Source organism: Leminorella grimontii ATCC 33999 = DSM 5078 (assembly GCF_000439085.1).
Classification (GTDB): domain Bacteria; phylum Pseudomonadota; class Gammaproteobacteria; order Enterobacterales; family Enterobacteriaceae; genus Leminorella; species Leminorella grimontii.
In genome coordinates, this window is record NZ_AUUA01000005.1 from 134,553 (window position 1) to 147,767 (window position 13,215).

A 13,215-nucleotide genomic window follows, 5' to 3' on the forward strand; every position below is an offset into this window, starting at 1 on the left:
AACTTTCTAATTCGCACTCCGTGCGCGTTTTTTATTTCTGGATAACAATCTGTTCCTGATCGGGCGTCACGTGCTGCATGTGCAGTTTTTCCGCAGCAAGCCGTTCAATGCGGCTGTGGTCGGCCAGAGCGTTCTCTTCCAGAATCAGATTGCGCCACTCAATTTCTAACGAATCACGTTCTAAAATCATCTGTTCCCGCTCGGCGGTCAAAAGCCTGGTTCGGTGGCTGGACAGCACAACCGCAATGGCGGAAGCCAGAACGAGCACGGTCAGCAGCATCGGCAGCTTGGCGTGAAGCAGGAGGTCGTCCTTAACGATCGCCGCCAGACTGTGGCGCTCGTTGGGGATCATTCCGCCGTCCTCTGCGCAATGCGCAGTACCGAACTGCGCGCCCGCGCGTTGTCGCCGATTTCCCGCTCGGAGGGCATCATTTTGCCCAACGCTTTGAGCTTTCTACCGCCGTGCTGTCTTAGCTGTTCTTCCGTAAGCGGGATGCCGGCGGGTACTTTAGGCCCCTGGCTGTGCTGACGGATAAAACGCTTCACGATGCGGTCTTCCAGCGAATGGAAGCTGATGACCGACAGGCGACCGCCTTCGGCCAGCGCCGTAAGGGAGCCGTCCAGCGCGCGTTCAATCTCTTCCAGCTCGCTGTTGATATAAATGCGAATCGCCTGAAAGCTGCGGGTCGCCGGATGCTTGTGCCGGTCTTTAATCGGCGTCGCGGCGGCGATAAGCTCCGCCAGCTCCCTGGTGCGCGTCAGCGGCTGTTCCCGGTTGCGCTCCACAATGGCGCGAGCGATGCGTTTAGCAAAGCGCTCTTCGCCGAACGTCTTCAATACCCAGGCGATGTCCTCTTCTTCCGCTTTCAGCAGCCATTCCGAAGCCGACAGCCCGCGCGTAGGATCCATGCGCATGTCCAGCGGACCGTCGCGCATGAAAGAAAATCCCCTTTCGGCGTCGTCCAACTGTGGGGAAGAAACGCCGAGATCCAGCAAGACGCCGTCAATTTTGCCGGTTAATCCCAGCTCGTCAACGTAGCTGGCCAGCTCGGAGAAAGGCCCATGAACGATGGAAAAGCGGGGATCGGAAATTGAGGCCGCGGCGGCGATAGCCTGCGGGTCGCGGTCGATAGCGATAAGGCGCCCTTCCTCTCCCAGTTGGGAAAGAATGAGGCGCGAATGTCCCCCACGGCCAAACGTACCGTCAATGTAGATGCCGTTTTGCCGGACGTTCAGCGCGTTAACCGCTTCGTCCAGCAGCACAGTGGTGTGCTGAAATTCTGTCGACATATCTATAGTGACAAATCCTGTAACCGTTCAGAAAGAGGAGAATCGGCAAGCTGAGCCGCTTCGATGTCTTCCTTAACCTGTTGATACCATGCTTCTTCATTCCACAGTTCAAACTTGTTGAACTGCCCAACCAGCATCACTTCCTTCGTTAAGGACGCGTGGCTGCGAAGCGTCGGAGCGATCAATAAACGCCCTGCGCTATCCATCTGGCATTCGCTTGCATGCCCCAGCAGCAGTCGTTGAACCCGGCGTTCAACCGGATTCATACTGGACAATTTGGCCAGCTTTTCTTCAATTTTTTCCCATTCGGGCAGGGGGTAAAGCAACAGGCACGGCTGATGGAGGTCAATGGTACACACCAATTGCCCTTCACATTCATCCACTAATGAATCCCGATAGCGAGTCGGCACGGCGAGCCGGCCTTTGCTGTCGAGATTTACCGTCGTTGCTCCACGAAACATGGGCGGGTTACTCCTTCGCGACAAGATTTACCACTTTACCCCACAAAATCCCACTTGGATAGAGTTTAAGGAGGGTATCAAAAGCTTGTCAAGACGAAGCTAAGCCTCTTTTCAACGCGCACGCGGCTTCTCACGCCTGTCCCATAAGAAACGAGCGAGCAATAACGTGAATACAAGTAAATTAATAACATGAATAATAACAATATTTCTTATATACGGATTTACGATACGGCTAAGTACGCACCGCGTTTATCGACAAATAAAAAATCTGCCAATATCAAAAAAATCTCTGCCGCTATACCAACTCATTCAGGAAGTGAATCGTGAGGGAGGAAAGGAAAGAAGGCGGGATGCGATTTTACTCGTCGCCTTACGTTTACTTTAGCGTTTAAAAGTAACATAACGTAACGAATAAAAACGCGTCGGGCCCCGTTACGGAGCCCGAATAAGAGGATAGGAGACGGACTAAGCCCGGCTCAGGCAGCCTCGGCGGCAAAGGTTACGGCGGATGCGAGTCAGCCCCGGCTTCGGCCGCTGCGGTTCATCGATACTGGCTAACACCAGCTCAAGCACGCGCTCGGCGACCTCCCGGTGGCGCTGTGCGACAGACAGCACCGGGCACTCCAGAAAATCGAGCAGCTCATTGTCGCCAAAGGTAGCGATGGCCAGATTTGCCGGCAGGTGCCCCTGCTTTTGCAAAATCACATCCATCACGCCCTGAAGCAGTGAGAAAGAGGTCGTATAAATCGCCTGAGGAATGGAATTGGACTGCAGCCAGTGGCCAAACACTTCGGCCGCAGACTCTCGCTCATAGCTGTTGGCGTAGAGATAGTTAACCGGACGCTTGTCCTCTTTCCAAGCCTGACGGAAGCCCTGTTCACGCAGTTGGCTAACCGACAGTTCAGGCAGCGCGCCAAGATACATGACCGACTGAGCGTCAAACCGACGCAGCTCGCCCGCCAGCATCTCGGCGTCTTCGTAGTCTGCGCCGACCACGCTGATGAAGTGCTCGCGATCCAGCGCGCGGTCAAGCGCAATGATGGGGAAATTGCCGTTGGTCCAGCGCTGATAGAACGGGTGCTCCGGCGGCAGCGCGGTGGAAACGATAAGCGCATCGACCTTGCGCTGAAGCAGGTGCTCCACGCAGCGCATTTCGTTGTCCGGCTGGTCTTCCGAACAGGCGATCAGCAGCTGGTAGCCGCGCTGGCGCGCCTGACGCTCAAGGTAGTTGGCGATTCGGGTATAGCTGGTGTTTTCCAAATCGGGGATCACAAGCCCGATAGAACGGGTTCGGCCAGCGCGAAGCCCGGCCGCCACGGCGTTGGGTTGATAATTATGTTCCCGGACTACCGCCATGACCTTCTCGACCGTTTTATCGCTCACCCGATACTGCTTCGCCTTTCCGTTTATGACGTAGCTGGCCGTGGTGCGCGATACGCCCGCAAGACGCGCAATTTCATCCAGTTTCACATTAGCCCCTTAAGTATTTATTTAAGTCCCATAGAGGGTTGCACTTGTTCATATTAATACAGATAACCGGGCAATATGAAGATTTAATCTGATGCCGGTCAATGTGGTGTTGGCTTAATGCATTCAGCCTGAATGGAGAACCAGAACGATAAAACAATTAAAGCATCGCCTCATTCAGGTCTATCAACAGGCTGCTCTCCTCCGCCGTCAGCGGTATTTCCTCCCTCCGCCACGACGTTTTTATTCCATGACGCAAAACGGCGCGATGGGTTTGCAGCAGCGCTTCAACTTCAGGATAAAGGCCGTGCTTAACGCTAAAGCGAAATTTCCCCTGCCCCAGGCTTTGCGGGGATTCCAGCGACGCGCAGTAGAAGCGGTCGCCGACGTCAAACGTCGCAAACGGCTGGTCAATGACAAACCAGCGCCCCCGAAAGTAGAGATGAAAAATCTTGTTCGCGTTCTCGTCCGGCGAAACGCCTTCAACGCAGCACTCCTCTGCATCCGCGCTGATAAAATAGCCTCGTTCGGGCGCTCGCATAAAGATATCGAGCGGGCGGCCGTTCATACACAGCTGGTAGAACTTATTTCTTATAAAAAACAGCGGCTCTTTCATCATAAAGAGATCGTCCGGCATGACTCTCTTTGCCGACATCTCGTTATTTGAAAGCGACGGGAGGATAACCTCGGGCTCGTCAACGTGACGCTGCGTCAAATAGACGCCGTGATACTCATACAGCGCCACTTCATGCGCACCGCTCTCAAGCAGCTTGCGTAGTTCAGCGACGATAGCGCGCTCATCGGCGTGCGCTTTAAGCAGCGGTATAACGCCTTTCATCGCCTCTGGGGGAAACTGAAAGAGCCGGTTCGCTTGCTTATCATAGAGATGATAGAGGTCTGGCCCACGGCAGGCCTCTCGGGCCAAACGCAGGTTTCCGCCGTCAAAGTCCATTATCCCGTCGCAAACGCCGCCGAAATAAACGCGCTCCTTAAGCAGGTAATATTCAATGTTCGGCCCCCCCATGCCAAGTTCCCCCCATTCAACGAGGCGATCTGACGCAGGCGGCGTCGAGTGGCGCTCAAACCATGACGACGTTTTCCTGAAAACGCGACTGGCGGCACCGCCGCTACTGCGCGAGGCTACCGCGCCACCCCGCTTCTTGCGCATGCGATTGCGCCATAGAAGAAAAGCCACAAACAGAATGAGAAGGCAGAAGATTAGCTTGGTCATGGTTTTCCTGAGGCCCGCGTAAAAACGTCAATATGACCTAAATAACCCAAAGAAAAAAGCCTGCAACCGTTGTTTGCAGTTGCAGGCTCTCGCTTTAAACCTATAAAAACGCGACTCAGCGCATAATCCGCTCGCCGCGCCCTACTCCCACCAGGCCCGAGCGGGCGACTTCCACTATCTCGCCCGCGTCGCGCATCGCCGCTAAGAAGGCGTCCAGCTTGCCGCTGTTGCCCACCAGCTGAACGGTGTAAAGGGATGAGGTTACGTCGACCACCTGACCGCGGAAGATGTCCGCGCAGCGCTTGACCTCTTCACGGCCTTCGCCGGACGCTCTGATTTTTACCAGCATGATCTCACGCTCGACGCAGTCGCCGTCCGTCAGTTCAGTCACCCGCAGCACGTCAACCAGCTTGTGCAGCTGCTTTTCGATCTGCTCAAGCACCTTGGCGTCGCCCTTGGTTTGGATGGTCATGCGCGACAGCGTCGGATCGTCCGTCGGCGCCACCGTCAGGCTTTCAATGTTGTAGCCGCGCTGAGAAAACAGGCCAATCACGCGGGACAGCGCGCCGGACTCGTTTTCCAGCAGTACCGATAAAATACGACGCATAATCAGCTCCTCTCCGTTCTGCTTAACCACATTTCGTCCATAGCCCCGCCGCGGATCTGCATCGGATAGACGTGCTCTCTTTCATCGACGGAGACGTCGACGAACACCAGGCGATTTTTCACCGCCAGCGCTTGCGCCAGCTTGGTTTCAAGCTCTTCCGGCCTGGAGATGGAGATGCCGACGTGGCCGTAGGCCTCCGCCAGTTTGACGAAGTCCGGCAGCGAATCCATGTAGGAATGAGAGTGGCGGCCGGCGTAAATCAGATCCTGCCACTGCTTCACCATGCCGAGGAACTTGTTGTTCAGGTTTACCACCACCACCGGCAAGTCGTACTGCAGCGCGGTCGAAAGCTCCTGAATGTTCATCTGGATGCTGCCGTCCCCGGTGACGCACACCACGGTCTCCTTCGGCAGCGCCAGCTTCACGCCAAGCGCGGCGGGCAGGCCGAAGCCCATGGTGCCGAGGCCGCCGGAGTTAATCCAATGCCTGGGTTTATCAAACGGGTAGTAAAGCGCCGCGAACATCTGGTGCTGGCCCACGTCAGAGGCAATATAAGCCTTGCCCTCCGTCAGGCGATAGAGCGTTTCAATCACCGCCTGGGGCTTGATGCGATCGCCGCCCTTGTCGTAGGCCAGAGATTTTTTACCACGCCATCCGTCAATCTGACACCACCAGTCGCTGAGATCTTCAAAGCCCTTTTCCGCATCGCGCTGCCCAAGCAGCTCAATCATCTGGCTCAACACCTGCTTGGCGTCGCCGACGATCGGCACATCGGCGTTGACGGTCTTGGAAATTGACGTCGGATCGATATCAATATGCAGCACGGTGGCGTTCGGGCAGTACTTCGCCAGATTGTTGGTCGTGCGGTCGTCAAAGCGCACCCCGACGGCGAAAATCGTGTCGGAGTTGTGCATCGCCATGTTGGCCTCATAGGTGCCGTGCATACCCAACATGCCGATAAAGCGTTTGTCCGTCGACGGAAACGCGCCGAGCCCCATCAGCGAGCTGGTCACCGGCAGGTTCAGCGTTTCCGCCAGCGCCTTCAGTTCAGCGTCGCAGCCGGACGCAATCGCACCGCCGCCGACGTAAACCACCGGCCTTTTCGCCGCCAAGAGCGCTGAAAGCGCACGCTTAATCTGCCCGCGGTGGCCGTGCGTCGTCGGGTTATAGGAACGCATTGAGATCTGGTCGGGATAAGAATAGGGGATCTTGACGGCCGGGTTGAGAATATCCTTCGGCAAATCCACGACGACCGGACCGGGGCGGCCGGTGCTGGCGACGTAGAACGCCTTTTTCAGCACCACGGGAATATCCTCTACGTGCTTAACCAAAAAGCTGTGCTTCACCACCGGGCGAGAGATGCCCACCATGTCGCATTCCTGGAAGGCATCGTTGCCGATCAGCGAAGTCGCCACCTGGCCGGACAGCACGACCAGAGGAATAGAATCCATATAGGCTGTCGCGATGCCGGTAATGGCGTTCGTCGCTCCCGGTCCCGATGTCACCAGCACCACACCCACTTCACCGGTCGCACGGGCAAAGCCGTCCGCCATGTGAACTGCCGCCTGCTCGTGGCGCACCAGCACGTGATCGATCCCCCCGACCGTATGAAGCGCGTCGTAAATATCGAGCACCGCGCCTCCCGGATAGCCGAATACGTGCTTCACGCCCTGATCGATAAGCGATCGAACGACGATTTCAGCGCCTGATAACGTCTCCATTAAACTCCTCCTCGAAATGCTGGTTTGCCGCCAGATGTTTGTCATTATTATTTGAAGCTATATCCATCATACTTCAGGCCGCTTCATAAGGAAGCGGCCTGAAGGTTTAAATAAAATAGCCAACCGATTACCTACCTATTACCACAGCGCTCATCGGTTGACAAAGGGGTTTTGTGGGTAGAAAGAGAAAGATGAGCGCTCAGCGCCTTCCCGGCAGCATGGCCGCAATCAGGTTTTTCTTAAGCCAAAGGGACATTGTGACCACGGCCAAAACGTGGAGGCAGACCAGCGCGGTGACCGCGTTAACCAGCCAATAGTGCCACACTTCAACCGGCCAACGGTCGATAAGATCGGTCCCCTGCGCCCAGCCGGTGAGCGCAACCAGCGGCAGCAGCAGCCAGAACAGCCAAATGGCCATCGCGCCCAGCGGATTGTGCCCTAAGGCCTTAGGAGTACGGCGCTCGGCGATATCGCAAAAGTGCTCCGCCAGCGACGCTCTGGTGGGAATAATCGCGGACAGCCTTGCCGGACCGCGCGCACCCGTCACGCCCCATACGAGGCGGACGATAACCAATACCGCAACGAGCAGCCCGACGCTCCGATGCCATACGCCGCCCGGCTCCGTCAGATGAAGCCGGTTAGCGAGAAAGCCCAGCGCGACGCACCAGTGCGTCAGCCGCACGACGCGATCCCAGCGCTCAATCATCTACTTGTACTTCTTATGGTATTCATCACGAGTGGCCTTAAACTGCTCGGCGGCCTGCTTGGCCTGATCCAGCTTACCCGCGTCCGCCAGCGCCTGCGCGGCGTCGATTTCGCCAATCAGCTCATCCAATCCGTGACGGAAATCTTTCATTTCCGGGCTGTCCGGCGATTTTCCTTCAAGCTTGTCCGGCACGCCCTTTTGCGCCAGCTGCGCCTCCTGCTTCATCGTCGTCAGGCCCTGCTTAAGGGCTTCCGGGGAATCCGCGTTTAGCACCGTGCGATAACTTTTAGCGATGGCTTTCATATGCTCATCGACGCCTTGTGCATGCGCCAAGCTGCCTGCCGTTAAGGCGCACGCCGCCAGCGCGCTGACTAACCATTTATTCATAGGCTCACCTATCCGTTTAATAAAGTTATAAAAACGAGACTGCTCACGACGCTTTTAAGTGTAGTAGCCATGAGGAATAACGGCGAATGTGCATCTTTTAAACGCGATGAAAAACAATCGTTGACAACAATCCGCCAATCCAGTATCTATATTCGCCTAAACCGTTTTATCAAGGTACCGTATTCATGTTCATAGAAGTTCGCCTCCTTAGCCTCCTCCTCCTCGCATCGTCTTGCGCGGATGACTTGTGGGCAGCGAACTGAGCTGAATCGAAAAGAACACAAGAACCCGCGCGACCTGCGCGGGTTTTTTTTTGACCTCGCAGGGAGTCTGAACCGACAAACCGTTACACAGTTAAAGGAACACGCTATGAGCCAACAAGTCATTATCTTCGATACGACCCTGCGAGACGGCGAACAGGCGCTGCAGGCCAGCCTGAACGTCAAAGAAAAAATGCAGATTGCCCTGGCGCTGGAGCGCATGGGCGTTGACGTCATGGAAGTCGGTTTCCCGGTTTCCTCCCCTGGCGACTTTGAGTCCGTACAGGCCATCGCCCGCCAAATTAAAAACAGCCGCGTCTGCGCCCTGGCTCGCTGCGTGGATAAAGACATCGACGTCGCGGCAGAAGCGCTGCGCGTCGCCGAAGCCTTTCGCATCCACGTCTTCCTGGCCACTTCCACGCTGCACGTCGAGTCCAAGCTGAAGCGCTCTTTTGAAGAAGTGATGGAAATGGCGGTTCGCTCCGTCAAGCGCGCGCGCAACTACAGCGACGACGTCGAGTTCTCCTGTGAAGACGCCGGACGTACGCCGATAGACAACCTGTGCCGCATCGTCGAGGCCGCCATTGGCGCCGGGGCCACCACCATCAACATTCCTGACACCGTCGGCTACACCGTTCCTCGCCAGTTCGGCGGCATCATCGAAACCCTGTACCAGCGCGTCCCAAACATCGACAAAGCGGTTATTTCCGTCCACTGCCACGACGATCTGGGCATGTCGGTCGCTAACTCCATCACCGCCGTACAGGCCGGCGCTCGCCAGATTGAAGGCGCGATGAACGGCATCGGCGAACGCGCGGGCAACTGCGCGTTGGAAGAAGTCATTATGGCGATTAAAGTGCGTCAGGACATTCTGGGTGTACACACCAACATCAACCATCAGGAAATCTATCGCACCAGCCAGTTGGTCAGCCAGCTGTGCAACATGCCGGTCCCCGGCAACAAGGCGGTAGTAGGCTCTAACGCCTATGCGCACTCCTCCGGCATTCATCAGGACGGCGTGCTGAAAAACCGCCAAACCTACGAAATCATGACGCCGGAATCCATCGGCTTTAGCCAGGTACAGCTGAACCTGACCTCACGCTCCGGGCGCGCCGCGGTGAAACACCGCATGGAGGCCATGGGCTACAGTGAAGACGACTACTCGCTGGACGAACTGTACGCCAACTTCCTGAAGCTGGCGGACAAGAAAGGCCAGGTGTTTGACTACGATTTGGAAGCGCTGGTGTTTATCAGCAAGCAGCAGGAAGAGCAGGATCACTTCTCGCTGGATTATTTCAGCGTACAGTCAGGCACCAACCTGATGGCGACCGCGTCCGTACGCCTGACCTGCGGTGGTGAAATGAAGTCGGAAGCCGCTACCGGCAACGGCCCCGTTGACGCCGTCTACCAGGCCATCAACCGCATTGCGGACTACCCGATTTCTATCGTCAAATACCAGTTGACCGCCAAGGGCCAGGGTAAAGACGCGCTGGGTCAGGTGGACATCGTCGCGGAATACGAAGGCCGCCGCTTCCACGGCATGGGATTGGCGACCGACATCGTCGAATCGTCGGCGTTGGCGCTGGTGCACGTGCTGAACCACGTATGGCGCGCCCAGCAGGTGGAAGCGCAAAAGCAAAAATTGGCGCACGCTTAAAGCAAAACGACATCGGCATAAGAATTAGTATTAGAACATTAAAAATAAACAACAGAGGTAAAGAGCAACTATGACGCGTTCCTATCACATTGCCGTTCTGCCCGGAGACGGCATCGGCCCCGAAGTCATGCAGCAGGCGATGAAGGTGCTAGACGCCGTGCGCCAACGTTTCGATATGGACATCACGACGCAGGAGTATGACGTCGGCGGCGCGGCCATCGACCGCCACGGCATGCCGCTACCGCCGCAAACCGTTGCCGGCTGCGAAAAGGCCGACGCTGTGCTGTTCGGTTCGGTCGGCGGCCCCAAGTGGGAGCACCTGCCGCCTAACGAGCAGCCGGAACGCGGCGCTCTGCTGCCCCTGCGTAAACATTTCCAGCTTTTTTCCAACCTGCGCCCGGCTAGCCTGTATAAGGGGCTGGAAGACTTCAGCCCGTTAAGAAGCGACATCGCCCATAAGGGGTTCGACATTCTTTGCGTACGCGAGCTGACCGGCGGCATTTACTTCGGCCAACCCAAAGGCCGCGAAGGCAGCGGCCCGCAGGAAAAGGCGTTTGATACCGAGGTGTATCACCGCTATGAGATTGAACGCATCGCCCATATCGCCTTTGAAGCCGCGCGCAAGCGCCGCTCAAAGGTGACGTCTATCGACAAATCGAACGTGCTGCAAACCTCCATTCTGTGGCGTGAAGTCGTAACGGAAGTCGCGAAGCAGTATCCGGACGTCAGCCTGAACCACATGTATATCGACAACGCCACCATGCAGATGGTGAAAGAGCCGTCTCAGTTCGACGTGGTGCTATGCTCCAACCTGTTTGGCGATATTTTGTCCGACGAATGCGCAATGATCACCGGCTCCATGGGCATGCTGCCGTCAGCCAGTCTGAACGACAAAGGATTCGGCCTGTACGAACCGGCCGGCGGTTCCGCGCCGGACATCGCCGGCAAAAACATCGCCAACCCGATCGCCCAAATTCTGTCGCTGTCGCTTCTGCTGCGCTACAGCCTGAACGCCAATGACGCCGCCGACGCGATTGAAAACGCCGTCAACAAGGCGCTGGCGCAGGGATACCGCACCGGTGATTTAGCGGGCAACGGTCCGTCCGTTTCTACCAGCCAAATGGGCGATGCTATCGCTCAGTTCGTCGCACAAGGAGCATAACGATGTCTCAGAGCATGTCGAAAACACTGTATCAAAAATTATACGACGCACACGTTGTGTACGAAGCGCCGAACGAAACGCCGCTGCTGTATATCGATCGCCATCTGGTGCACGAAGTCACCTCTCCCCAGGCGTTTGACGGCCTGCGCGCCATGAAGCGCCCGGTTCGCCAACCGGAGAAAACCTTCGCCACCATGGACCACAACGTTTCAACTCAGACTAAAGACATCAACGCCTGCGGCGAGATGGCCCGCATCCAGATGCAGGAGCTGATTAAGAACTGTAAAGAGTTCAACGTCTCCCTGTACGATCTGAACCACCCTTATCAGGGCATCGTACACGTTATCGGGCCAGAACAGGGCATGACCCTGCCGGGTATGACTATCGTATGCGGCGACTCCCACACCGCCACTCACGGCGCGTTCGGCTCGCTGGCTTTTGGCATCGGCACTTCTGAAGTTGAGCACGTGCTGGCAACCCAAACCCTGAAGCAGGCCCGCGCCAAGACGATGAAAATCGAAGTGAACGGCGCTACCGCACCGGGCATTACGGCGAAAGACATCGTGCTGGCCATTATCGGTAAAATCGGCCACGCCGGCGGCACCGGCCACGTAGTGGAATTCTGTGGCGAAGCCATTGAAGCGCTGTCGATGGAAGGCCGCATGACCCTGTGCAACATGGCGATCGAAATGGGCGCCAAGGCCGGGCTGGTCGCGCCGGACGACGTTACCTTTAGCTACGTGAAGGGCCGCCAGTTCGCACCCAAGCCGGAACAGTGGGACGAAGCTGTCGCCTACTGGCGCACGCTGAAGTCCGATCCGGGCGCGTCGTTTGACGCCGTAGTGACGCTCAACGCCGCCGACATCGCCCCGCAGGTAACCTGGGGCACCAACCCGGGCCAAGTAATGGCGGTCGATCAGGCAATCCCTGCCCCCGAATCGTTCAGCGATCCGGTTGAACGCGCCTCGGCGGAAAAGGCGCTGGCCTATATGGATCTGAAAGCGGGCCAGAAGATGACCGACGTCGCCATCGACAAAGTGTTCATCGGCTCCTGCACCAACTCCCGAATTGAGGACCTGCGCGCCGCAGCCGCCGTCGCCAAGGGGCGCAAAGTCGCACCCGGCGTCGTCGCCATGGTAGTGCCGGGCTCCGGCCCGGTGAAAGCGCAGGCGGAAGAAGAAGGCCTAGACAAAATCTTTATCGAAGCCGGCTTTGAATGGCGCCTGCCGGGCTGTTCAATGTGTCTGGCGATGAACAACGACCGGTTAGAGCCGGGCGAACGCTGCGCGTCGACCAGCAACCGTAACTTTGAAGGCCGTCAGGGCCGGGGTGGGCGTACTCACCTGGTTAGCCCCGCGATGGCCGCCGCCGCAGCCATCAGCGGCCACTTTGCCGACATCCGTTTGCTGGCTTAAGGAGACAACAGCATGACGAAGTTTACTCAACATACCGGCATCGTAGTGCCGTTAGACGCCGCCAACGTAGATACGGACGCCATTATTCCCAAGCAGTTTCTACAAAAGGTCACCCGCACCGGCTTTGGCCAGCATCTGTTCAACGACTGGCGCTTTCTGGACGACGCGGGGCAAAAGCCCAATCCGGACTTCGTGCTGAACAAGCCGCGCTATAAGGGCGCGTCCATTCTGCTAGCGCGCGAAAACTTCGGCTGCGGCTCCTCTCGCGAGCACGCGCCCTGGGCGTTGACAGACTACGGCTTCAAAGTGGTGATCGCGCCAAGCTTTGCCGATATCTTTTACGGTAACTCCTTTAACAACCAGCTGCTGCCGGTCACGTTGGCCGAAGCGGAAATCGACGAACTGTTCGCGCTGGTAGCGGCACAGGAAGGCGTCACCTTTACCGTCGATTTAGAAAATCAAAAGGTGATTGCGGGCGATAAGGCCTACGCCTTTACCATCGACCCTTTCCGCAAGCATTGCATGATTAACGGATTGGACAGTATAGGCCTGACGCTGCAACACGACGATGCGATCGGCGCCTATGAAGCGAAGCAGCCAGCGTTCTTGCGATAGGCCGTCATTTTGATTGGTAAGCCCCGGCAAGGGGCTTACCTCATTAAAAACCCAATGTGTTTTCCACACACTTTTAAGCCATAATATAATTCATCCCCCACCCTACCAGCCCTTTAATATAATCATCTTTATAGAAAATACTTTCTCAAATTAGAAAGCCATCACCGCCCCTTAAAGGCCATAATATTAAAAAGGTTTTTACCCTATATTATTCTATAGAGTTAAAGAGATTTATT

Annotated in this window: 13 protein-coding genes; 4 read left to right on the forward strand and 9 right to left on the reverse strand. The window is 56.6% G+C overall.

Features of this window, described 5'->3' with window-relative positions; all coding sequences use genetic code 11:
• Positions 1-31 precede the first annotated feature (31 nt).
• The 9 genes from ftsL to cybC all read right to left on the reverse strand — a co-directional run bounded on the left by ftsL (position 32) and on the right by cybC (position 7,870).
• Positions 32-352, reverse strand: a complete 321-nt coding sequence (gene ftsL, locus G544_RS0111225; RefSeq protein WP_027274694.1) for a cell division protein FtsL — start codon at positions 350-352, stop codon at positions 32-34.
• Complete coding sequence (gene rsmH / locus G544_RS0111230; protein WP_027274695.1) at positions 349-1,290, reverse strand: 16S rRNA (cytosine(1402)-N(4))-methyltransferase RsmH; 942 nt, start codon at positions 1,288-1,290, stop codon at positions 349-351. Before rsmH ends, ftsL begins: the two co-directional genes overlap by 4 nt.
• A 2-nt stretch (positions 1,291-1,292) precedes the next feature.
• Positions 1,293-1,751 (reverse strand): division/cell wall cluster transcriptional repressor MraZ, encoded by a 459-nt coding sequence (gene mraZ / locus G544_RS0111235; RefSeq protein WP_027274696.1) that lies wholly within the window; start codon positions 1,749-1,751, stop codon positions 1,293-1,295.
• Between the two features lie 465 nt (positions 1,752-2,216).
• Positions 2,217-3,221: a catabolite repressor/activator gene (cra, locus tag G544_RS0111240; protein ID WP_027274697.1), complete on the reverse strand. Its 1,005-nt coding sequence runs from the start codon at positions 3,219-3,221 to the stop codon at positions 2,217-2,219.
• Positions 3,222-3,378: 157 nt separating this feature from the next.
• A complete protein-coding gene (locus tag G544_RS0111245; protein WP_027274698.1) occupies positions 3,379-4,449 on the reverse strand; it encodes a hypothetical protein in 1,071 nt (356 codons plus the stop codon).
• A gap of 115 nt (positions 4,450-4,564) precedes the next feature.
• The gene (gene ilvN, locus G544_RS0111250; RefSeq protein WP_036023881.1) at positions 4,565-5,056 is read right to left on the reverse strand and encodes an acetolactate synthase small subunit; all 492 of its coding nucleotides are present in this window, start codon (positions 5,054-5,056) and stop codon (positions 4,565-4,567) included.
• A gap of 2 nt (positions 5,057-5,058) precedes the next feature.
• On the reverse strand, positions 5,059-6,777 hold the full coding sequence (ilvI, locus tag G544_RS0111255) for an acetolactate synthase 3 large subunit (protein WP_027274700.1): 1,719 nt from the start codon (positions 6,775-6,777) through the stop codon (positions 5,059-5,061).
• Positions 6,778-6,976: 199 nt separating this feature from the next.
• Positions 6,977-7,483: a cytochrome b/b6 domain-containing protein gene (locus G544_RS22180; RefSeq protein WP_027274701.1), complete on the reverse strand. Its 507-nt coding sequence runs from the start codon at positions 7,481-7,483 to the stop codon at positions 6,977-6,979.
• Positions 7,484-7,870 (reverse strand): cytochrome b562, encoded by a 387-nt coding sequence (gene cybC, locus G544_RS22185; protein ID WP_027274702.1) that lies wholly within the window; start codon positions 7,868-7,870, stop codon positions 7,484-7,486.
• Positions 7,871-8,239: 369 nt separating this feature from the next.
• Between cybC and leuA the strand changes: the two genes are divergently transcribed.
• From leuA to leuD, 4 genes are all read left to right on the forward strand, one after another.
• Positions 8,240-9,787 carry a 2-isopropylmalate synthase gene (leuA, locus tag G544_RS0111270; protein WP_027274703.1) on the forward strand — a complete coding sequence of 516 codons (1,548 nt, stop codon included), beginning with the start codon at positions 8,240-8,242 and terminating at the stop codon, positions 9,785-9,787.
• Positions 9,788-9,857: 70 nt separating this feature from the next.
• Positions 9,858-10,949 carry a 3-isopropylmalate dehydrogenase gene (leuB, locus tag G544_RS0111275; RefSeq protein WP_027274704.1) on the forward strand — a complete coding sequence of 364 codons (1,092 nt, stop codon included), beginning with the start codon at positions 9,858-9,860 and terminating at the stop codon, positions 10,947-10,949.
• Positions 10,950-10,951: 2 nt separating this feature from the next.
• On the forward strand, positions 10,952-12,364 hold the full coding sequence (leuC, locus tag G544_RS0111280; protein ID WP_134389156.1) for a 3-isopropylmalate dehydratase large subunit: 1,413 nt from the start codon (positions 10,952-10,954) through the stop codon (positions 12,362-12,364).
• A 12-nt stretch (positions 12,365-12,376) separates the two neighbouring features.
• The gene (gene leuD / locus G544_RS0111285) at positions 12,377-12,979 is read left to right on the forward strand and encodes a 3-isopropylmalate dehydratase small subunit (protein WP_027274706.1); all 603 of its coding nucleotides are present in this window, start codon (positions 12,377-12,379) and stop codon (positions 12,977-12,979) included.
• Positions 12,980-13,215 lie beyond the last annotated feature (236 nt).

Excerpts from the sequence above, each read along its gene's own strand:
- ftsL (WP_027274694.1), bottom strand. The coding sequence starts at position 352 with ATGATCCCCAACGAGCGCCACAGTCTGGCGGCGATCGTTAAGGACGAC.
- rsmH (WP_027274695.1), bottom strand. The coding sequence starts at position 1,290 with ATGTCGACAGAATTTCAGCACACCACTGTGCTGCTGGACGAAGCGGTT.
- mraZ (WP_027274696.1), bottom strand. The coding sequence starts at position 1,751 with ATGTTTCGTGGAGCAACGACGGTAAATCTCGACAGCAAAGGCCGGCTC.
- G544_RS0111245 (WP_027274698.1), bottom strand. The coding sequence starts at position 4,449 with ATGACCAAGCTAATCTTCTGCCTTCTCATTCTGTTTGTGGCTTTTCTT.
- ilvN (WP_036023881.1), bottom strand. The coding sequence starts at position 5,056 with ATGCGTCGTATTTTATCGGTACTGCTGGAAAACGAGTCCGGCGCGCTG.
- ilvI (WP_027274700.1), bottom strand. The coding sequence starts at position 6,777 with ATGGAGACGTTATCAGGCGCTGAAATCGTCGTTCGATCGCTTATCGAT.
- G544_RS22180 (WP_027274701.1), bottom strand. The coding sequence starts at position 7,483 with ATGATTGAGCGCTGGGATCGCGTCGTGCGGCTGACGCACTGGTGCGTC.
- cybC (WP_027274702.1), bottom strand. The coding sequence starts at position 7,870 with ATGAATAAATGGTTAGTCAGCGCGCTGGCGGCGTGCGCCTTAACGGCA.
- leuA (WP_027274703.1), top strand. The coding sequence starts at position 8,240 with ATGAGCCAACAAGTCATTATCTTCGATACGACCCTGCGAGACGGCGAA.
- leuB (WP_027274704.1), top strand. The coding sequence starts at position 9,858 with ATGACGCGTTCCTATCACATTGCCGTTCTGCCCGGAGACGGCATCGGC.
- leuC (WP_134389156.1), top strand. The coding sequence starts at position 10,952 with ATGTCTCAGAGCATGTCGAAAACACTGTATCAAAAATTATACGACGCA.
- leuD (WP_027274706.1), top strand. The coding sequence starts at position 12,377 with ATGACGAAGTTTACTCAACATACCGGCATCGTAGTGCCGTTAGACGCC.